A 21499-nucleotide genomic window follows, 5' to 3' on the forward strand; every position below is an offset into this window, starting at 1 on the left:
TTAGACAATGTTAACCCCTAATATGATGCAATAATATTTAAAAAATAAAAATACTGCTGAAATAACAGTGTTTCTACTATTATTTCAGCAGTATGTGTTTCATTATTGCTTTTCTTTTGTAATTACAAATTCGCCATCTTTATAATCAATTGTCACATTGTGGCCAGCTAATTCTTCACCTTTTAATAACTCTTCAGATAACTTATCTTCGATGTTCTTTTGGATAGAACGTGTTAACGGACGTGCACCATATTCTGGATCGTATCCATCATCAGCTACTTTTTCTTTCGCAGCGTCTGTTAATGTAATATAAATATCTTGTTCTTTTAAGCGTTTCGTTAAGCCATTGACCATGAACGTAACGATTTCTTTTAATTGTTCTTTCTCCAACTTATGGAACACGATAATATCATCAATACGGTTTAAGAACTCAGGACGGAACTGTTTCTTTAACTCATCCATCATCGTTTTGCGGATAGTTTCATAATCCTGTGCCGCATCACTACCACCAAATCCTACGAATTTATTATCTTTTAATTCCTGAGCCCCAACGTTACTTGTCATAATGATTACAGTATTTCTAAAGTCTACTGTACGCCCTTTAGAATCCGTTAATCGACCATCATCTAACACTTGTAATAACATGTTAAATACGTCTGGGTGAGCTTTTTCAATTTCATCGAATAAAATAACTGAATACGGTTTACGACGCACTTTCTCAGTTAATTGGCCACCTTCTTCAAAACCAACATATCCTGGAGGTGAACCTACTAAACGAGACACGCTATGTTTCTCCATAAATTCACTCATATCTACACGAATCATTGCATCTTCTTCACCAAACATCGCTTCTGCTAAAGCTCTTGCAAGCTCAGTTTTACCAACACCAGTTGGTCCTAAGAAGATAAAGCTTCCGATTGGACGTTTCGGGTCTTTTAGTCCAGCACGAGCACGACGTACAGCTTTAGAAATTGATACAACCGCATCATGTTGTCCTACTACACGATCATGTAAAATTTCTTCTAAGTTCAATAATTTTTGTGATTCGGTTTCTGCAATTTTATTTAATGGAATACCCGTCCAGTTCGCAACAACAATTGCAATATCATCAGGCGTTACTGATGTGTTGTTAGAACCTTGCGTTTTTTGCCATTCTTTTTTCGTTTCATCTAATTGCTTTTCAAGTTGTGACTGTTTGTCACGTAACGCTGCTGCTTGTTCGAATTCCTGAGAATGCACTGCAGCATCTTTTTCATTTTTTACTTTTTCAAGTTCAGCTTCAAGTTCTTTTAAACTTGGTGGCGTTGTATAGTTACGTAAACGCACTTTTGAACTTGCTTCATCAATTAAGTCAATCGCTTTATCTGGTAAGAAACGATCAGAGATGTAACGATCACTCATTTTTACGGCTGCAACTAATGCTTCATCAGAAATTTGAATACGGTGATGCGCTTCGTAACGGTCACGTAAACCACGTAAAATTTCAATTGCATCTTCTACATTTGGTTCATCTACCTGAACAGGTTGGAAACGACGTTCTAACGCTGCATCTTTTTCGATGTATTTACGGTATTCTTCTAAAGTTGTTGCACCGATACATTGAATTTCTCCACGTGCTAATGCAGGTTTCAGAATGTTTGATGCATCAATTGCACCTTCAGCACCACCAGCACCAATTAATGTGTGTAATTCATCAATGAATAAAATGATGTTGCCAGCTGCATGAATTTCATCCATTACCTTTTTAAGACGTTCTTCAAATTCACCACGGTATTTCGTACCAGCTACAACTGTACCCATATCTAAACTCATAACACGTTTACCTTTTAACGTTTCAGGCACTTCATTGTTTACAATTGCTTGTGCTAATCCTTCAACGATGGCAGTTTTACCAACACCTGGTTCACCGATCAATACCGGATTGTTCTTCGTACGACGGCTTAATACTTCAATGATACGCGTTACTTCATCAGCACGACCAATAACAGGGTCTAATGTACCATCTTTAGCGATAACCGTTAAATCACGCGCTAATCCATCCAATGTTGGTGTGCCTTGTGCTTTCGCTTCACCATGACCTTTAGCATCCATTTCCGGACTACCTAATAATTTAACGACTTGAGAACGTGCTTTCGTAATATTTAAATCAAGATTTGCAAGCACGCGTGCTGCAACACCTTCGTTCTCACGAATTAATCCCAATAGAATATGCTCAGTACCAACAAAGTTATGGTTAAGTTTACGTGCTTCGTCTAACGATAATTCAATTACTTTTTTAGCACGTGGTGTGTATTGAATCGTTCCACCCATATCTGTGCCATGACCAATTAATTGTTCTACTTCCTGTACAACTTTTTCTTCTGTAATGTTATATGCTGCTAACACTTTCGCAGCAATACCATCAGGTTCTTTCACAAGGCCTAATAATAAGTGTTCTGTGCCAATATTATTATGATTTAAACGAATCGCTTCTTCTTGTGCATGTGCTAACACGCGCTGCGCTCTTTCAGTTAATCTACCAAACATATTTTATCCTCCTTACAAATGCTCTCGTAGCATTTGTGCTCTTTTTTCATCTATTTGTTTATTTTCTGGATACAATTTATCAATAAATGGTGCCTGTATAGCAACCATCAGTTCATTAAACCTAAATGGTGTATCTTTTATGATGCCCATATCAATACCCAGTTTAATCTCACTTAATCTAAGACTCGCTTCTTCTACAGAAATTTTATGACTATACTTGAGTATCCCTAAGCTTCTGTAGATTCTATCTACTGTATCGACATGGTCATAATTATTCATACGCTTACGCATATTGATTTCTTCTTCAATAATTTGTTCAACAACCTGCGTTAGATCATCGATGATACTTTCTTCTGATTTACCGAGCGTCAACTGATTTGACACTTGATACACATGTCCTAAAGCTTGTGTACCTTCCCCATAAATACCACGAATCGTAAATCCAAACCGATTAATCGTTTGTGCGATTCGCGACATACGTTTCATTATAGAAAGCCCCGGCAGATGTAGCATAACACTTGCGCGTAAACCTGTTCCAATATTTGTTGGACATGTTGTGAGATAACCGTAGTGCTCATCATAAGAAATCATAAGTTTTTCATCAAGTTTTTTGTCTATAGTGCGTGCTCTTTCATATAAATGGTGCAGTGATAAATCATGTCCTAAAACTTGTATACGAATATGATCTTCTTCGTTAACCATGATACTTTCTGATTCATCTTCATTGATTAATACTGCACCGTGTTTCGTATCCATCAATTCTTTGCTGATCAAATGTTTAACAACCAGCATTTGGCGCTCTTTCATCGGTGTTTCAGCCATCTTTATTAGTTCGTAATCCTCCGTTAATACATTCGATACTTCTTCAATTACTTTATCAGCAGTATCTTCAGCAAACATCATCGGATGAACGAAATTTTCCAGATTACGTGCGAGTCTGATACGTGAACTTAAGATAACGGCAGGTTCATCAGCTGTCTGCATCCAGTCACTTAATATATTCTGAAGATGTTTATTCAGCATGTGTATCTCCACCTTCCTTAAGTGCACGAATTTCATCACGCACACCAACCGCTTCTTCAAACGCTTGTTTTTCTACTAATGTTTGTAATTTCTCTTCCAGTGCTTCTATCTTTTTCTTCAGTGCAATCTTTTCTTGTGATTTATGTGGTGTTACACCAATATGCTGTAAATTACCGGCTTGCACACGTTCAATGACTTGCGGTACATAATCACTAAAAGTGTTATAACATTCATGACAACCAAATTTGCCGATGTGTAATGCTTCTCTTAAAGTCAGTCCACAATTTGGACACTTGTTAGGTGTATGGGCTGCTTGAAACTCACCACTATTTAACAAGTGTTTGAGTAACTGATTCATTGAAAATTCTTCTTCGTATGGCATACAATCTCTCCTTAGTTATAATGAATGATATTCAGCACATTTTGTAAAATGTTAGCGCGTATATAATCACGATAAGGTACATCTACCATTAAAACATCACGATGAATCGTACCAAGTATAATCTTTTTCTCGCGCTCATTAATCAATTCATTTTGGTGTAAACCTTCTATAATACGTTCTGCATTTTGTTGTGAAATCTGTTTACCCGTTAATTCCATTAAATGCTCAATAAATGCCGCCTTATTATTTGATTCAATCTTTGTGATACGAATATATCCTCCGCCACCACGTTTACTTTCAATCTGATAGCCGTGTTCATTCGTAAAGCGCGTTTTAATGACATAGTTCAACTGTGATGGAACGCAATCAAACTTTTCAGCAATATGTGCACGTTTAATTACGACAACATCATCCTGCGCTTCTTCGAGTAACTGTTTTAAATATTGTTCAATTATATCTGACATATTGTGCATGACATCACCCACCTTTGACCTTCTTTGACTTAATTATATTTAATCCTACTTTGTTAATCAAATAATTTGTTTGACCTTTTTTGATGAACAAATTTTCATAATAAGTTGAAAAATTGTTTAGCGCTTTCATTCGTTGTGTAGTATGATATCTATAGTATAAAAAATATGACTAAAGGAGAGATTTCATGAATTATATTATCGGTATCGTCGGTCTTGTTGTCTTCTTGTTACTTGCGTGGGTTATGAGTTCAGATAAAAAGAGTGTGCGTTGGCAATATATCGGTATCATGATGGCCATTCAGTTTCTACTTGCTTTTCTTTTACTTAAAACTTCAGGTGGAATCAAATTAGTAGAAGCATTAGCTACTGGTTTTGGTTATTTACTAGGCTATGCAGAACAAGGTGTCAACTTCGTATTTGGTGGTCTGGAAAATCCAGCTGTCGGTAAAGTACCTGCTGCTTCAACTTTCTTTATGGATGTATTATTACCGATCACATTTATTTCAGCTTTAATCGGAATCTTACAATACTTAAAAATCTTACCATTCATTATTAAATATTTAGGGTGGTTGATTTCTAAAGTAAACGGTATGGGGAAATTAGAATCATTTAATGCAGTAGCTGCAGCAATTTTAGGTCAATCAGAAGTATTCATTTCTATTAAGAAACAATTACCTTTTATTCCAAAGCACCGTTTATATACGTTGACTGCTTCAGCAATGAGTACGGTATCACTATCTATCGTCGGGGCATATTTTACGATGATTGAACCTAAATATGTCGTAACAGCTATTATCTTAAACTTATTTGGCGGTTTTATCATTGCTTCAATCATTAACCCTTACGTTGTTTCAGCAGAAGAAGAAAATGCTGTAATTATGGGGACAAATACGGATGAAAAGAAACAATCATTCTTTGAAATGTTAGGAGAATATATTTTAGATGGGTTTAAGGTTGCGGTAATTGTTGCTGCAATGTTAATCGGATATATCGCTTTAATCGCGATGCTTAATGGTATCGTTGATGCATTTACACCTGGTGACGTCAACTTCCAGACTATTCTAGGTTATGTGTTTGCACCACTTGCATTCTTAACAGGTATTGCTTGGGATGATGCAGTGCGAGCAGGATCGATTATGGCGACGAAACTTGTATCGAATGAGTTTGTTGCTATGTTAGACGTTCAGTCAATCGTTAAAGGTAATACCGGCGAATTATCAGAACGTGCAATTGGTATCGTATCAGTATTCTTAGTATCATTTGCGAACTTCTCTTCTATCGGTATTATTGCAGGGGCAATCAAATCATTGAACAATGAACAAGGTGATGTCGTTGCTCGTTTCGGTTTAAAATTATTATATGGTGCAACACTTGTATCATTCATCTCAGCAACAATCGCTGGATTCTTCTTATAATAGTTAAAGCTCAATCTGAAATTTTCAGATTGAGCTTTTTTTGTTAGAATCCTTTTTTCTTACCAATAACACCTGTTTCAGAAATATTATATGACATTATTTCTGAAACATCATGTCTGCTCGATGGATAATGTTCTTTTATACCTTTACCTATTGCAATACACATTACTGGCGCATAACGTTCACTATCAATATTTAAGGCATCCAGTACTTCCAGACGCTCAAATCCTCCGATAGGATTCGTGTCATAACCATAATCTTTCGCAATCAGCATAAACTGCATCGCTGCCATTGCAGCATCCATCATCCCTTGCGCATACATTAATTCTTTAGGCGCTTTATCAATTAACTGCTGCATAATTTGTGTATTTTCAGTTTTTACAATTTGATTCATATAACCTTTTGAAACATTCTTCTGCATTATTCTATCCAGGTCGTTCACATGATTGTTATCTGAAAGTACAAGGACAAACGCAGCACTTGTATCAAGTTGACGTGTATTAAATTGCACATGATCTCGAATCGCTTCTTTCGCTTCATCCGACTCAATAATGACAAAACGCCACGGCTGCAAGTTGATAGATGATGGTGCTTTAGTAGCAAGTGCAATCATCTCTTCCATCGTTTCTTGTGGAATTTTTACTTCGGGATCGAATTCTTTAATAGAATGACGTGATTCAATTGCTTCTTTTAATGTTAACCCTTTCATTGATAAATACTCCTTTATCACTTATTTTGTACTGATAGATTATAGCACGCATTAAATAATTTCTAAAAGAAAAACTCCAGTGTGCACTGGAGTTTATGATTGAACCATTTCTTCTATAAAATATTTCATAATCTTAAAGTCTTCAGTAAGTTCTGGATGGAATGATATACCGAGATATTTTCCTTGTTTAACTGCTACCATCTTATCTTCTACTGAACTTAATACTTCCACTTCCGGTCCAACTGATACAATATGTGGCGCACGGATAAAGACTGCATTGACTTGTTCTTCAATGCCCTTAACGTCTAGATCGGCTTCAAAGCTATCGACTTGTCGTCCAAATGAATTACGTTCAACAGTGATGTCCATCTTCTTTAGATGACCTTCATCATATCCGACGATATCATTTGCAAGTAAGATTAAACCAGCACATGTACCATACATCGGTAATTCACTTTGGCGTAACGTTTCAGTAAAGCCATAGAGATCCATCAGACGACGCATCGTTGTCGACTCTCCCCCGGGCAATACTAATCCATCGATATCCTCTAGTTGTTCTACACGCTTTACAGGCACCCCTGTGTGGCCTGCCAGTTCAATATGATGAATATGCTCTCTTACAGCACCTTGCAGTGCTAATACACCAATCTTCATCTTACCAGCCACGTTCCTGCATTCTTTCTTCTAAAGAAAGTTTATTAATATCTAAACCTTTCATCGCTGCACCTAACTCTTTAGAAAGTTCACCGATTAATTTATAGTCTTGATAATGCGTAGTCGCTTGAACGATTGCTTTCGCAAATTTTTCAGGTGATTCTGATTTGAAGATACCAGAACCTACGAATACACCGTCAGCTCCTAATTCCATCATTAAAGCTGCATCCGCTGGTGTAGCAACACCACCTGCAGCAAAGTTTACAACTGGTAACTTACCTAAAGCTTTAATTTCTTTTAATACTTCATAAGGTGCACCTAAAAGTTTTGCTTCTGTCATAATTTCATCATCATTCATAACAGATAATTTACGCACTTGTGCATTTACTTTACGTAAGTGACGCACAGCTTCAACGATATTTCCTGTACCAGGCTCACCTTTCGTACGTAACATCGCTGCACCTTCACCAATACGACGGGCTGCTTCTCCTAAATCACGGCATCCGCAAACGAAAGGTACTGTAAATTCATCTTTCTTTAAGTGGAACTCTTCATCAGCTGGTGTTAATACTTCTGATTCATCGATATAGTCAACACCCATAGCTTCTAATACACGTGCTTCAGTAATATGACCGATACGGCCTTTTGCCATAACAGGAATAGATACTGCATTCATTACTTCTTCAACGATACGTGGGTCAGCCATACGTGCTACGCCACCTGCTGCACGAATGTCACTTGGTACACGCTCTAATGCCATTACAGCTACTGCTCCAGCAGCTTCAGCAATTTTAGCTTGTTCAGCGTTAACAACATCCATAATAACGCCACCTTTTTGCATTTCTGCCATACCACGTTTAACTTTATCTGATCCTACAATTTTACTCATCTTTACACCTCTAAATAGTCTGAATTTTTGTTTACATAGACTAATGTAACGTAATGTTTGGTATTATAAAAGTACCAGTTTTGAATATATTTAAGGGGTCAGTTTATATGGAGATGCTCACATATCGCTTTGAGGAGAAGGAATTTTTATATACACAGCTTTATCAATTTATAAAGGAAGATATATTAGGAGGTAAACTACAGTATAATGAGAAGTTACCTTCTAAAAGAAAACTAAGCAGTCATTTAAACTTAAGTTTAACAACAGTAGAAATTGCATATCAACAGCTTTTAGATGAAGGCTATATATATTCGAAACCTAAAGTCGGATTTTTTGTTGAAGATATTCAGACGATTCATACGATACCCCGAGAGACGATGGAACTGAAGGAGAATATAGATTCTAGTAAAAAGATTTCATTTAAAATTGAAGACAGTCACATTAAATCATTTCCATTCCAGAAGTTTCGAAAATATGCGCGTGATGCATTTGAAGAAGAACAAATTGAATTACTTGAACGAGGGGATGTACAAGGAGAGTTATCGTTAAGAAACGAAATTCGAAGATATTTATATCATTCTCGCGGGGTCAATTGTAATAATGAACAAATTATCGTTGGCAGCTCTACTGAACAACTGTTTACTTTATTGACTAGAATTCTAGGAGCGCGAAAGTATTACATTGAAAATCCAGGATATCCTTTGATCAAGAAAGTCTTAAAATATGAGGAACGTGATTATATTAATGTAAATGTTGATGAAGATGGTATTATCGCAAGTACTTTAGGAAATAGTGCTAGCGTCGTTCATGTCACGCCCAGTCACCAATTTCCAACAGGCATTGTGCTCAGCGCGAAGCGCCGCATCGAGTTATTAAAATGGGCAGATAATGGTGAGAGATTTATTATTGAGGATGATTACGATAGTGAATTCAGATATAAAGGAAGACCTTTGAAAGCTTTACAAGGCATGAGTGCAAATGACAAAGTTATTTATATGAGCACGTTTTCAAAGTCGATTTTTCCTAGTATTCGTGTGGCTTATATGGTGTTACCGAAGTTGTTATTGGAGAAATATTTTACCCTAGAAAATAAACCTAACAATACTGTTCCTAAACATATACAGTTTATGATTACATCTTTTTTAAGAGATGGTGAGTTTGAGCGCAATATTAATCGTATGCGTAAAATATATAAGAAGAAATTAGAACTTACATTGGATTTGATTGATGAACATTTTAATAATTTCGAAATATATGGAAGTGATGCTGGTATGCACTTTGTATTTGAAACGAAAGAGAAATTAAATACACGTGATATTGAAATAAATACCATTCAAGATTATTATGAAGGGCAGAATACACGTTATAGCAATCAATATATTATTGGATTTGGAAGTTTTGAGGATGATAAAATAGAAACAATTATTAAGCGGTTATTGCAATAATTTATGGAGGCTCAAATGCTACTCAAACGGCATCATCGAAACTTTTACTATCAATATTTATGTAAAATAAATGGACGAGTTATTCTGGAAGACCTGGATTATCAAAACTTAAGGAATTATTTAAAGGGATTTGAAGGAGAATATGCTTTTTTTGAGCATATAAAAGGTTTTGAGCAATTAGTACGCATATGGGATTTAACGCTAGATATGTTTGGCACAGCTCAATATGATTTTTTATTTATAGCAAATGATACGGTTATACATATTGATATTAAAAATTATTCAGGATTATATCGTTTTGATAACGGGAACTTTATTAGTGAACAAGGTTATGTACATCTTTTTTATTATGGAGGATGGACTCAGTGGGCGAATTATGGCGCAATTCGCCCACTTATATAACCTATCATTAAATATATAAAGAAAAAAGAGACCCCGAAGGATCTCCTATGCATTGCCCGGCAACGTCCTACTCTCGCGGATCGTAAGACCAACTACCATCGGCGCTAGAGAGCTTAACTTCTGTGTTCGGTATGGGAACAGGTGTGACCTCTCTGCCATCGTCACCAGACAAAGTATATTAAAGGTATTGTACCTTCAAAACTAGATAAACTTAAGAAGAAATATGATGTACCAAACATCACCGTGCAAAAAATCTATAAAATTGATTAAGTCTTCGATCGATTAGTATTCGTCAGCTCCATACATTACTGTACTTCCACCTCGAACCTATTAACCTCATCATCTTTGAGGGATCTTATAACCGAAGTTGGGAAATCTCATCTTGAGGGGGGCTTCATGCTTAGATGCTTTCAGCACTTATCCCGTCCATACATAGCTACCCAGCTATGCCGCTGGCGCGACAACTGGTACACCAGAGGTATGTCCATCCCGGTCCTCTCGTACTAAGGACAGCTCCTCTCAAATTTCCTACGCCCACGACGGATAGGGACCGAACTGTCTCACGACGTTCTGAACCCAGCTCGCGTACCGCTTTAATGGGCGAACAGCCCAACCCTTGGGACCGACTACAGCCCCAGGATGCGATGAGCCGACATCGAGGTGCCAAACCTCCCCGTCGATGTGAACTCTTGGGGGAGATAAGCCTGTTATCCCCGGGGTAGCTTTTATCCGTTGAGCGATGGCCCTTCCATGCGGAACCACCGGATCACTAAGTCCGTCTTTCGACCCTGCTCGACTTGTAGGTCTCGCAGTCAAGCTCCCTTGTGCCTTTACACTCTGCGAATGATTTCCAACCATTCTGAGGGAACCTTTGAGCGCCTCCGTTACTCTTTAGGAGGCGACCGCCCCAGTCAAACTGCCCGCCTGACACTGTCTCCCACCACGATAAGTGGTGCGGGTTAGAAAGTCAACACAGCCAGGGTAGTATCCCACCAACGCCTCCACGTAAGCTGACGCTCACGCTTCAAAGGCTCCTACCTATCCTGTACAAGCTGTGCCGAATTTCAATATCAGGCTGCAGTAAAGCTCCACGGGGTCTTTCCGTCCTGTCGCGGGTAACCTGCATCTTCACAGGTACTATGATTTCACCGAGTCTCTCGTTGAGACAGTGCCCAAATCGTTACGCCTTTCGTGCGGGTCGGAACTTACCCGACAAGGAATTTCGCTACCTTAGGACCGTTATAGTTACGGCCGCCGTTTACTGGGGCTTCAATTCGTAGCTTCGCGAGATGCTAACCACTCCTTTTAACCTTCCAGCACCGGGCAGGCGTCAGCCCCTATACGTCACCTTACGGTTTTGCAGAGACCTGTGTTTTTGATAAACAGTCGCTTGGGCCTATTCACTGCGGCTCTTCAAGGCTTGCACCCTAAAAAGCACCCCTTCTCCCGAAGTTACGGGGTCATTTTGCCGAGTTCCTTAACGAGAGTTCGCTCGCTCACCTTAGAATTCTCATCTTGACTACCTGTGTCGGTTTGCGGTACGGGCACCTAATTTCTAACTAGAGGCTTTTCTTGGCAGTGTGAAATCAACGACTTCGCTACTATAATTTCGCTCCCCATCACACCTTGACCTTAAGAGTACCGGATTTGCCTAATACTCAGTCTCAGTGCTTGGACGTACATAACCAACAGTACGCTTCGCCTATCCTACTGCGTCCCCCCATCGTTCAAACAATCTTAGGTGGTACAGGAATATCTACCTGTTATCCATCGCCTACGCCATTCGGCCTCGGCTTAGGTCCCGACTAACCCAGAGCGGACGAGCCTTCCTCTGGAAACCTTAGTCAATCGGTGGACGGGATTCTCACCCGTCTTTCGCTACTCACACCGGCATTCTCACTTCTAAGCGCTCCACATGTCCTTGCGATCATGCTTCGACGCTGCTTAGAACGCTCTCCTACCATTGTCCATTGGACAATCCACAGCTTCGGTAATATGTTTAGCCCCGGTACATTTTCGGCGCAGCGTCACTCGACTAGTGAGCTATTACGCACTCTTTAAATGATGGCTGCTTCTAAGCCAACATCCTAGTTGTCTGGGCAACGCCACATCCTTTTCCACTTAACATATATTTTGGGACCTTAGCTGGTGGTCTGGGCTGTTTCCCTCTCGACTACGGACCTTATCACCCGCAGTCTGACTCCCGTGTTAAATTATTTGGCATTCGGAGTTTGTCTGAATTCGGTAACCCGAGGGGGGCCCCTAGTCCAAACAGTGCTCTACCTCCAATAATCATCACACGAGGCTAGCCCTAAAGCTATTTCGGAGAGAACCAGCTATCTCCAGGTTCGATTGGAATTTCTCCGCTACCCACACCTCATCCGCTCACTTTTCAACGTAAGTCGGTTCGGTCCTCCATTCAGTGTTACCTGAACTTCAACCTGGACATGGGTAGATCACCTGGTTTCGGGTCTACGACCTGATACTCATTCGCCCTATTCAGACTCGCTTTCGCTACGGCTCCACATATACTGCTTAACCTTGCATCAAATCGTAACTCGCCGGTTCATTCTACAAAAGGCACGCCATCACCCATTAACGGGCTCTGACTACTTGTAAGCACACGGTTTCAGGTTCTATTTCACTCCCCTTCCGGGGTGCTTTTCACCTTTCCCTCACGGTACTGGTTCACTATCGGTCACTAGAGAGTATTTAGCCTTGGGAGATGGTCCTCCCGGATTCCGACGGAATTCCACGTGTTCCGCCGTACTCAGGATCCACTCAGGAGAGAACAACTTTTCGACTACAGGGCCTTTACCTTCTATGGCTGACTTTTCCAAAGTCATTCGTCTAAACTGTTCCTTTGTAACTCCGTATTGAGTGTCCTACAACCCCAGAGAGCAAGCTCTCTGGTTTGGGCTCTTCCCGTTTCGCTCGCCGCTACTAAGGGAATCGAGTTTTCTTTCTCTTCCTCCGGGTACTTAGATGTTTCAGTTCTCCGGGTGTGCCTTCTCATATACTATATATTCATATATGGATAACATGACATAACTCATGCTGGGTTTCCCCATTCGGAAATCTCTGGATCAAAGCTTACTTACAGCTCCCCAAAGCATATCGTCGTTAGTAACGTCCTTCTTCGGCTTCTAGTGCCAAGGCATCCACCGTGCGCCCTTAATAACTTAATCTGTTATTAATAATTGTGATGTCTGCATAAATGCAGACGCGCGATTTTTTTAAGAATTCAAAAATGAACTCACTCGGTTTTGCTTGGTAAAATCTTTTATTTCTTCTTACTTTATCTAGTTTTCAAAGTACAATAATTAAAATGGTGGGCCTAAATGGACTCGAACCATCGACCTCACGCTTATCAGGCGTGCGCTCTAACCAGCTGAGCTATAGGCCCATTTTAATTTTGAATATTTACTACTGACCATAGGTCAAATATAAACATTCAAAACTGAATACAATATGTCAATGTTAATCCCTATCAGACCTAAAGGTCTGATTTCCGTAATTATCCTTAGAAAGGAGGTGATCCAGCCGCACCTTCCGATACGGCTACCTTGTTACGACTTCACCCCAATCATCTGTCCCACCTTCGACGGCTAGCTCCTAAAAGGTTACTCCACCGGCTTCGGGTGTTACAAACTCTCGTGGTGTGACGGGCGGTGTGTACAAGACCCGGGAACGTATTCACCGTAGCATGCTGATCTACGATTACTAGCGATTCCAGCTTCATGTAGTCGAGTTGCAGACTACAATCCGAACTGAGAATGGTTTTATGGGATTTGCTTGACCTCGCGGTTTTGCTGCCCTTTGTACCATCCATTGTAGCACGTGTGTAGCCCAAATCATAAGGGGCATGATGATTTGACGTCATCCCCACCTTCCTCCGGTTTGTCACCGGCAGTCTCTCTAGAGTGCCCAACTTAATGATGGCAACTAAAGATAAGGGTTGCGCTCGTTGCGGGACTTAACCCAACATCTCACGACACGAGCTGACGACAACCATGCACCACCTGTCACTTTGTCCCCCGAAGGGGAAAGCTCTATCTCTAGAGTTGTCAAAGGATGTCAAGATTTGGTAAGGTTCTTCGCGTTGCTTCGAATTAAACCACATGCTCCACCGCTTGTGCGGGTCCCCGTCAATTCCTTTGAGTTTCAGTCTTGCGACCGTACTCCCCAGGCGGAGTGCTTAATGCGTTAGCTGCAGCACTGAGGGGCGGAAACCCCCCAACACTTAGCACTCATCGTTTACGGCGTGGACTACCAGGGTATCTAATCCTGTTTGATCCCCACGCTTTCGCACCTCAGCGTCAGTTACAGACCAGAGAGCCGCCTTCGCCACTGGTGTTCCTCCATATCTCTGCGCATTTCACCGCTACACATGGAATTCCACTCTCCTCTTCTGTACTCAAGTCTCCCAGTTTCCAATGACCCTCCCCGGTTGAGCCGGGGGCTTTCACATCAGACTTAAGAGACCGCCTACGCGCGCTTTACGCCCAATAATTCCGGATAACGCTTGCCACCTACGTATTACCGCGGCTGCTGGCACGTAGTTAGCCGTGGCTTTCTGGTAAGGTACCGTCAAGGTACGTTCAGTTACTAACGTACTTGTTCTTCCCTTACAACAGAGTTTTACGATCCGAAAACCTTCTTCACTCACGCGGCGTTGCTCCGTCAGACTTTCGTCCATTGCGGAAGATTCCCTACTGCTGCCTCCCGTAGGAGTCTGGGCCGTGTCTCAGTCCCAGTGTGGCCGATCACCCTCTCAGGTCGGCTATGTATCGTTGCCTTGGTGAGCCGTTACCTCACCAACTAGCTAATACACCGCAGGTCCATCTATAAGTGACAGCAGAACCGTCTTTCACTATTGCTTCATGCGAAGCTAAATATTATCCGGTATTAGCTCCGGTTTCCCGAAGTTATCCCAGTCTTATAGGTAGGTTACCCACGTGTTACTCACCCGTCCGCCGCTAAAATCGAGAGGTGCAAGCACCTCTGTCAATTCGCTCGACTTGCATGTATTAGGCACGCCGCCAGCGTTCATCCTGAGCCAGGATCAAACTCTCCATAATAGTTTGTTTGATAATGCTCTTTGATTGCTTATGGCAATCACTCTTGGGAGTGAACTAAGTTCACTCAAATTATTGGAATTAACGTTGACATATTGTCATTCAGTTTTCAATGTTCATCTTAAAATTTTATGGTGGAGACTAGCGGGATCGAACCGCTGACCTCCTGCGTGCAAAGCAGGCGCTCTCCCAGCTGAGCTAAGCCCCCAAAATTATTAAGTAAGTCGGGAAGACAGGATTCGAACCTGCGACCCCTTGGTCCCAAACCAAGTGCTCTACCAAGCTGAGCTACTTCCCGTTATTAATAAACGCGCCCGAGAGGAGTCGAACCCCTAACCTTTTGATCCGTAGTCAAACGCTCTATCCAATTGAGCTACGGGCGCAAAAAAATAAAATTAAATGGTGCCGAGGACCGGAATCGAACCGGTACGGTAATCACTTACCGCAGGATTTTAAGTCCTGTGCGTCTGCCAGTTCCGCCACCCCGGCATTTAATTTTCTTAATGGAGCGAAAGACGGGATTCGAACCCGCGACCCCAACCTTGGCAAGGTTGTATTCTACCACTGAACTACTTTCGCATATTAAGTTTTAATATTAAAATAATGGTGAGCCATAGAGGATTCGAACCTCTGACCCTTTGATTAAAAGTCAAATGCTCTACCAACTGAGCTAATGGCTCAAAGAAATGGTGCCGGAAAAAGGACTTGAACCCTCAACCTACTGATTACAAGTCAGTTGCTCTACCAGTTGAGCTATTCCGGCATAATAATAAATAAATAATGGTGGAGGATGACGGGCTCGAACCGCCGACCCTCTGCTTGTAAGGCAGATGCTCTCCCAGCTGAGCTAATCCTCCTGGGTATATATTGCCCGGCAACGTCCTACTCTCGCGGATCGTAAGACCAACTACCATCGGCGCTAGAGAGCTTAACTTCTGTGTTCGGTATGGGAACAGGTGTGACCTCTCTGCCATCGTCACCAGACAAATTTTCAATACTTATATAAGTATAACAGCTTCGAAGATTATTTCAATAGTAAATTTTACACTGCGTTCATGAACTTTACAATTGATTAACTTTCTTAATATGTTACTCGTTGTAAGCGACTTTTTAATAATACGCAATTTGAATTGCAAAGTCAACGCTTTTTCTTTATTTTTTTCTATTTTTTAAAAGAAAGTAAATTCTGATAATTTTTACAGAATAAAAAAGGCTCTAAATCCTTGATAAATAAGGATTTAGAGCCTTTGAGTAGAATTTAATTATTTATGTCGCATGTAAGGGAATAATAATACGTCACGAATAGATGCACTGTTTGTAAGCAGCATGACTAAACGGTCAATACCAATTCCTAATCCACCTGTTGGCGGCATACCATATTCTAATGCTTCAATGTAATCTTCATCCATCTCATGTGCTTCATCATTACCTGCAGCTTTTTCTTCCATTTGTGCTAAGAAACGTTGTTTTTGATCGATTGGATCGTTTAATTCTGTAAATGCATTTGCATGCTCACGACGTACGATAAATAATTCAAAACGATCTGTAAAACGTGGATCTTCTGGATTTTGTTTTGCAAGTGGTGACACTTCTACAGGATGTCCGAAAATAAATGTCGGCTGTACTAAGTTTTCTTCTACTTTTTGTTCGAAGAATTCATTTAAGATGTGACCGTATTTCATATTCGGTTTAACTTCAACACCGTGTTCTTTAGCAAGACTATGTGCTTCTTCATCAGTTTTCACTTCGTAGAAATCAACACCTGTGTATTCTTTAACAGCATCAACCATATGCCATCTGCGCCATTTTGGTGCTAAGTTAATTTGTTCGCCTGCATAATCAACAGTTGTAGAACCTGTAACTTTCTCAGCAATATGCGCTACCATTTCTTCTGTTAAATCCATAATATCGTTATAGTCTGCATACGCTTCGTATAGTTCAATCATCGTAAACTCAGGGTTGTGTCGTGTCGAAATACCTTCATTACGGAATACGCGACCGATTTCATATACTTTTTCTAATCCACCAACGATTAAACGTTTTAAGTGTAATTCAATTGCAATACGCATATAAAGTTCCATATCTAATGCATTATGATGCGTCACGAATGGACGTGCTGCAGCTCCACCCGCGATAGTATGCATCATAGGTGTTTCTACTTCTAAGAAACCTTTCGCATTTAAGTAACTACGCATTTCCTGAATGATTTTACTACGTGTAATGAAAGTTTGCGTTGATTCTTCACTTGTGATTAAGTCTAAATAGCGTTGACGATAACGTTGTTCAACGTCCTGTAATCCGTGGAATTTATCAGGTAATGGACGAAGAGCTTTTGATAACAGTGTAAACGACTTCGCTTTTACAGAAAGTTCTCCAGTGTTCGTTTTGAACATCACACCTTCAATACCGACGATATCGCCTAAATCAGCATTGTTCCATAACTCAAACTGTTCATCACCTACAGCATCTTTACGCACATAAATTTGAATTTGACCATCTAAATCTTTAACGTGAGCAAACCCAGCTTTACCTTTACCACGTTTTGTCATAATACGACCAGCGAAAGAAACTTTTGATTCTTCCTCTTTATCATGCAATTCTTCTTTAGAAAAAGCATCCCAATCTGCTTTTAACGAAGCAGATGTCGCTGTTCTTACGAATTTTTGACCAAATGGATCAATCCCCTGGTCTAATAAATCTTGCATTTTTTGACGACGTACCAACATTTGGTCGTTTAATTCTTCTGACATTTCATTACACTCCTTCTGCGATTTTAGATTCTTCATTTTTCTCTGCTTCAATGATATATGCTTCGAATGATTTAAGTATATCAACTAATTCGTCGCGTGTCTCAGCTTGATTGATTAACTTACGTGCTTTACCATTACCACGAATCCCTTTTAAATACCATGATGCATGTTTACGCATTTCCATTACAGCTACTTTTTCACCTTTTAATTCAATTAAACGGTCTAGATGAAGCGTTGCAACTTTCATCTTCTCTGAAATATGCGGCTCAGGCATTAATTCACCTGTTTCCAGATAATGCACAGTACGATATATCATCCAAGGATTTCCTAATGCTTCACGACCGATCATTACCGCATCAACACCTGTTTCATCAAGCATCTTCTTCGCAAGCTCCGGACTCGTTACATCACCGTTACCGATAACAGGAATACTCACCGCTTCTTTTACTTGGCGAATAACATCCCAGTCTGCATGACCTTCATACATTTGGACACGTGTTCTACCGTGCACTGCAATTGCAGATGCCCCAGCTTTTTCAATCATCTTTGCATTTTCTACAGCATAAATATGTTCATCATCCCAACCAATACGCATCTTTACAGTAACTGGTTTGTTCACTGCTTCAACAACTGCTGACACCATTTCATAAATTTTAGGTGGGTCAAGCAACCATCTTGCACCTGCTTCACATTTAATAATCTTTGAAACAGGACATCCCATATTAATATCGATAATATCTGCTGTTGTATTTTGATCAACATATTTAGCCGCTTCGACTAACGTTTCTTTCTCTCCACCGAATATCTGTAACGATAACGGTCTTTCATTCTCATCAATATAAAGCATTTTCATCGTCTTTTCATTATTGAAAAGAATCGCTTTATCACTTACCATTTCAGCGCATACTAAACCTGCACCAAATTCTTTTACTGTTAATCTAAACGCCGCATTACACACACCAGCCATCGGTGCGAGCACAACTTTATTGTTTATTTCAATATCTCCAATTTTCCACATATGTTTACCCTCACTTATAAATTCTTACATCCGGGTCCAAAGTTACAATATCACTTATCTTTTTATTTAATACTGGATGAATTGCCTGAGGGGCAATTTCATTCAGAGGAATTAATACAAAACTTCTCTCATGCATAAATGGATGTGGTACTTTTAATCGCTCACTATCCATTACTAAATCACCAAACAATACAATATCTAAATCGATTGTTCTCGGTCCCCAGTGAATCTTACGGACACGATTGAGCTTTAATTCAATTGATTGAATCCCATCCAATAACTCAATCGGTGATAAATTGGTTTCTAGTGCGACAACGCCATTCAAAAAGTCATCTTGTTCAACACCACCGACTGGCGCTGTTTCATATAAACTTGAAATCTTCGTCACCTTTGTCTCTGGAAGTGTATTTAACAAGTTCAATGCATCGTTAATTTGTCGTTCTCTATCACCCATATTACTGCCAAAGCTTAAATATACTATCGTCATAACTACCTCGTTCTATGAATTTCTACACCTACACCATCATACACACCTGGTATTGGTGGATTCATTTTTGTAATTTTGACTTTTAAGGCCATTATCTGATTATAGTGACTGAAGAGTATTTTTGCAATACGTTCAGCTACATGTTCTAATAATTTTGACTGAATAGACATTTCCGTCTTAATATCTTCATAAACTAATCCATAGTTCACGGTATGTTCAAGCTCATCTGTTTCGCCTGCTTTTTTTAAATCTACATCAAGCTCAACATCAACGATAAATATTTGTCCTATTTGATTCTCCGCTTCAAACACACCATGATATGCATAAAATTGCATACCCGTTAAAAATATTTTATCCATTGTAGTCTCCTTTAAGTTGATCCATCACTTTAATAAAGCGCGCATTCATTTGTACATTATGAACGCGAACAGCATCGACACCTGCATTAATTCCAATTGCAGTAGTCGCCAGTGTACCTTCGTCACGTTCAATCGGTGTCGTTTCTCCACCTAGCAGCTCTTTCACCATACGCTTACGACTTGTTGCAAGCAGCACTTTATAATCCAGCGCAACTAGTTCATCTAAACGATGCATCACGTGGATTTCCTGTTCGCGAGACTTGGCAAATCCGATACCTGGATCAATCCATATTTTATCACGTTCAATGCCAATCTTTAGCGCTTTATTCGCCTGCGTACATAAATCGGTCACCATATGTTCCATAATGTCGCCAACAACTTCTTCTTTTGCATTATGCATTAAAATTATTTCGGCATTATATTTTTTTACGACTTCAAATATGTTCGGATCATATTTCCCGGCCCATTGGTCATTAATGATATGCGCACCGTGCTGAAGCGCTGCTTCTGCGACCTCACTTCTAAAAGTATCGACAGAAATAAGCGCATCGACATCTTTAATCACCTTCAATACCGGTACGACACGATTCAATTCTTCTTCTACAGAAATCTCACTATAACCAGGACGCGTTGAGTAGCCACCAATATCAATAATGTTAGCACCTTGCGCTATCATTTCATGCACGCGTGCTACAGCATTTTCAACGACGTTATATTGCCCACCATCAGAAAATGAATCAGGTGTTACATTTAGAATTCCCATTACTAATGTCTGCTTCATCATTTTTACCTCCACAGTATATTCATTTCATTATAACAAATTTACTATAATAAAAATAAGACCGAGACTTGTTGTCTCAGTCTATAATGATATGAATTAGTCCTGAAGGTTCGCAAATAAAGGTGTTGATAAGTAACGCTCTCCGTTACTTGGTAAAATTGCTACGACATTCTTACCACTACCTAATTCAACCGCTTTATCTATTGCCGCTTTAATTGCTGCTCCAGAAGAAATACCAGCTAATATCCCTTCTTTACGTGCTACTAAACGACTTGTCTCCATCGCTTCTTCGTTTGTAACTTGCATAATACCTGTGTACATATCAGTATTTAATGTTTTTGGAACAAATCCTGCACCAATTCCCTGAATTTTATGCGGTCCTGGTTGTCCTCCACTTAATACTGGTGAATCAGTTGGTTCTACTGCAATAATTTCAACATCAGGATTATGTTCTTTTAATACAGCACCGGCTCCCGACAAAGTACCACCCGTACCAACACCTGAAATAAATGCATCAATCGATAAGCCTTCCATTGCATTAACAATTTCAGGACCTGTTGTTAATCTGTGCACTTCAGGATTCGACATATTCTCGAATTGCTGTGGCATAAAGTAACCGTGCTCATCTTTTAGTTCGTTTGCTTTTGCAATCGCACCTTTCATACCTTCAGCACCCGGTGTTAATACTAACGTTGCACCGTATGCTTTCAGTAATGTACGACGTTCCTGACTCATCGTATCAGGCATCACTAAAGTAGCTTTGTAACCTTTTGCTGCAGCAACCATCGCTAAACCAATCCCTGTATTACCTGATGTCGGCTCTACAATGTTATCTCCTGGTTTAATGATACCTTCTTTTTCAGCAGCTTCAATCATCGCTAATGCAATTCTATCTTTCACTGAACTACCTGGATTTTGATATTCTAATTTCACATATACATCTGCTGCACCTTCTGGTACAACATTATTTAATTTCACTAATGGCGTATTTCCAATTAAATCAGTAACGCGTTCTACTCTTAATGACATCATATTCCCCTCCAAATTGTAAAATTATTCTTACTTTTTTCATCGGAATAAGTATATCAAAATTAACATTTAAATAAAA

Annotated in this window: 16 protein-coding genes, 9 tRNA genes and 4 rRNA genes; 3 read left to right on the forward strand and 26 right to left on the reverse strand. The window is 39.9% G+C overall.

Annotated elements, in window-relative coordinates; translation table 11 throughout:
• Positions 1–102 precede the first annotated feature (102 nt).
• From KFV12_RS12650 to KFV12_RS12665, 4 genes are read right to left on the reverse strand one after another with little or no spacing between them, the layout of a single operon-like run.
• Positions 103–2526: an ATP-dependent Clp protease ATP-binding subunit gene (locus KFV12_RS12650; RefSeq protein WP_099577328.1), complete on the reverse strand. Its 2424-nt coding sequence runs from the start codon at positions 2524–2526 to the stop codon at positions 103–105.
• A gap of 12 nt (positions 2527–2538) precedes the next feature.
• On the reverse strand, positions 2539–3549 hold the full coding sequence (locus KFV12_RS12655; protein ID WP_111717457.1) for a protein arginine kinase: 1011 nt from the start codon (positions 3547–3549) through the stop codon (positions 2539–2541).
• Positions 3539–3931: a UvrB/UvrC motif-containing protein gene (locus tag KFV12_RS12660; RefSeq protein ID WP_254256915.1), complete on the reverse strand. Its 393-nt coding sequence runs from the start codon at positions 3929–3931 to the stop codon at positions 3539–3541. Before KFV12_RS12660 ends, KFV12_RS12655 begins: the two co-directional genes overlap by 11 nt.
• A gap of 11 nt (positions 3932–3942) precedes the next feature.
• Positions 3943–4404, reverse strand: a complete 462-nt coding sequence (locus KFV12_RS12665) for a CtsR family transcriptional regulator (RefSeq protein ID WP_099577322.1) — start codon at positions 4402–4404, stop codon at positions 3943–3945.
• 185 nt (positions 4405–4589) lie between these two features.
• Here KFV12_RS12665 and KFV12_RS12670 point away from each other — a divergent pair, with 185 nt between their 5' ends.
• Positions 4590–5819: a NupC/NupG family nucleoside CNT transporter gene (locus KFV12_RS12670; protein ID WP_111717453.1), complete on the forward strand. Its 1230-nt coding sequence runs from the start codon at positions 4590–4592 to the stop codon at positions 5817–5819.
• A gap of 43 nt (positions 5820–5862) precedes the next feature.
• Here the strand turns inward: KFV12_RS12670 and KFV12_RS12675 are convergent, their stop codons facing one another.
• The 3 genes from KFV12_RS12675 to pdxS form a co-directional block, all read right to left on the reverse strand.
• Positions 5863–6528: a nitroreductase family protein gene (locus tag KFV12_RS12675; protein ID WP_239243140.1), complete on the reverse strand. Its 666-nt coding sequence runs from the start codon at positions 6526–6528 to the stop codon at positions 5863–5865.
• Positions 6529–6621: 93 nt separating this feature from the next.
• Positions 6622–7182 carry a pyridoxal 5'-phosphate synthase glutaminase subunit PdxT gene (pdxT, locus tag KFV12_RS12680; RefSeq protein ID WP_111717449.1) on the reverse strand — a complete coding sequence of 187 codons (561 nt, stop codon included), beginning with the start codon at positions 7180–7182 and terminating at the stop codon, positions 6622–6624.
• Position 7183: 1 nt separating this feature from the next.
• A complete protein-coding gene (pdxS, locus tag KFV12_RS12685; RefSeq protein ID WP_099482278.1) occupies positions 7184–8071 on the reverse strand; it encodes a pyridoxal 5'-phosphate synthase lyase subunit PdxS in 888 nt (295 codons plus the stop codon).
• 107 nt (positions 8072–8178) lie between these two features.
• Here pdxS and pdxR point away from each other — a divergent pair, with 107 nt between their 5' ends.
• Together pdxR and KFV12_RS12695 are read left to right on the forward strand one after the other, a co-directional pair.
• Positions 8179–9516 (forward strand): MocR-like pyridoxine biosynthesis transcription factor PdxR, encoded by a 1338-nt coding sequence (pdxR, locus tag KFV12_RS12690; protein WP_254256916.1) that lies wholly within the window; start codon positions 8179–8181, stop codon positions 9514–9516.
• A 3-nt stretch (positions 9517–9519) separates the two neighbouring features.
• Positions 9520–9918: a nuclease-related domain-containing protein gene (locus tag KFV12_RS12695; RefSeq protein WP_254256917.1), complete on the forward strand. Its 399-nt coding sequence runs from the start codon at positions 9520–9522 to the stop codon at positions 9916–9918.
• Between the two features lie 54 nt (positions 9919–9972).
• On the opposite strand, the gene rrf (KFV12_RS12700) is transcribed toward KFV12_RS12695, so the two are convergent.
• From rrf (KFV12_RS12700) to cysK, 19 genes are all read right to left on the reverse strand, one after another.
• A 5S ribosomal RNA gene (gene rrf / locus KFV12_RS12700) occupies positions 9973–10087 on the reverse strand.
• Between the two features lie 93 nt (positions 10088–10180).
• Positions 10181–13106, reverse strand: a 23S ribosomal RNA gene (locus KFV12_RS12705).
• A gap of 141 nt (positions 13107–13247) precedes the next feature.
• Positions 13248–13324, reverse strand: a tRNA-Ile gene (locus KFV12_RS12710).
• 121 nt (positions 13325–13445) lie between these two features.
• Positions 13446–14999, reverse strand: a 16S ribosomal RNA gene (locus KFV12_RS12715).
• A gap of 129 nt (positions 15000–15128) precedes the next feature.
• A tRNA-Ala gene (locus KFV12_RS12720) sits at positions 15129–15204 on the reverse strand.
• A gap of 16 nt (positions 15205–15220) precedes the next feature.
• A tRNA-Pro gene (locus tag KFV12_RS12725) sits at positions 15221–15294 on the reverse strand.
• Positions 15295–15305: 11 nt separating this feature from the next.
• Positions 15306–15379, reverse strand: a tRNA-Arg gene (locus KFV12_RS12730).
• A gap of 17 nt (positions 15380–15396) precedes the next feature.
• A tRNA-Leu gene (locus KFV12_RS12735) sits at positions 15397–15485 on the reverse strand.
• Between the two features lie 15 nt (positions 15486–15500).
• A tRNA-Gly gene (locus KFV12_RS12740) sits at positions 15501–15575 on the reverse strand.
• A 25-nt stretch (positions 15576–15600) separates the two neighbouring features.
• Positions 15601–15676 (reverse strand) — tRNA-Lys (locus KFV12_RS12745).
• Positions 15677–15683: 7 nt separating this feature from the next.
• Positions 15684–15759 (reverse strand) — tRNA-Thr (locus KFV12_RS12750).
• An 18-nt stretch (positions 15760–15777) separates the two neighbouring features.
• Positions 15778–15853: transfer RNA gene (locus KFV12_RS12755), tRNA-Val, on the reverse strand.
• Positions 15854–15865: 12 nt separating this feature from the next.
• Positions 15866–15980 (reverse strand): 5S ribosomal RNA (rrf, locus tag KFV12_RS12760).
• The 16S, 23S and 5S rRNA genes sit together here with 9 tRNA genes alongside, the layout of an rRNA operon.
• A 278-nt stretch (positions 15981–16258) precedes the next feature.
• Positions 16259–17746, reverse strand: coding sequence for a lysine--tRNA ligase (gene lysS, locus KFV12_RS12765; protein WP_111717394.1), 1488 nt, complete (start codon positions 17744–17746; stop codon positions 16259–16261).
• A gap of 4 nt (positions 17747–17750) precedes the next feature.
• On the reverse strand, positions 17751–18764 hold the full coding sequence (gene dusB / locus KFV12_RS12770) for a tRNA dihydrouridine synthase DusB (RefSeq protein WP_111717395.1): 1014 nt from the start codon (positions 18762–18764) through the stop codon (positions 17751–17753).
• Positions 18765–18774: 10 nt separating this feature from the next.
• Positions 18775–19251, reverse strand: a complete 477-nt coding sequence (gene folK, locus KFV12_RS12775) for a 2-amino-4-hydroxy-6-hydroxymethyldihydropteridine diphosphokinase (protein ID WP_111717396.1) — start codon at positions 19249–19251, stop codon at positions 18775–18777.
• A gap of 2 nt (positions 19252–19253) precedes the next feature.
• Positions 19254–19610 (reverse strand): dihydroneopterin aldolase, encoded by a 357-nt coding sequence (gene folB, locus KFV12_RS12780; protein ID WP_240838507.1) that lies wholly within the window; start codon positions 19608–19610, stop codon positions 19254–19256.
• Positions 19603–20391, reverse strand: coding sequence for a dihydropteroate synthase (gene folP / locus KFV12_RS12785; protein WP_111717444.1), 789 nt, complete (start codon positions 20389–20391; stop codon positions 19603–19605). The genes folB and folP overlap by 8 nt, the downstream gene beginning before the upstream one ends.
• 96 nt (positions 20392–20487) lie before the next feature.
• Positions 20488–21420 carry a cysteine synthase A gene (cysK, locus tag KFV12_RS12790; RefSeq protein WP_239243399.1) on the reverse strand — a complete coding sequence of 311 codons (933 nt, stop codon included), beginning with the start codon at positions 21418–21420 and terminating at the stop codon, positions 20488–20490.
• Between the last annotated feature and the right edge of the window lie 79 nt (positions 21421–21499).

It is taken from the genome of Macrococcus epidermidis (assembly GCF_024205965.1).
In the GTDB taxonomy this organism is placed as follows: Bacteria; Bacillota; Bacilli; order Staphylococcales; family Staphylococcaceae; genus Macrococcoides; species Macrococcoides epidermidis.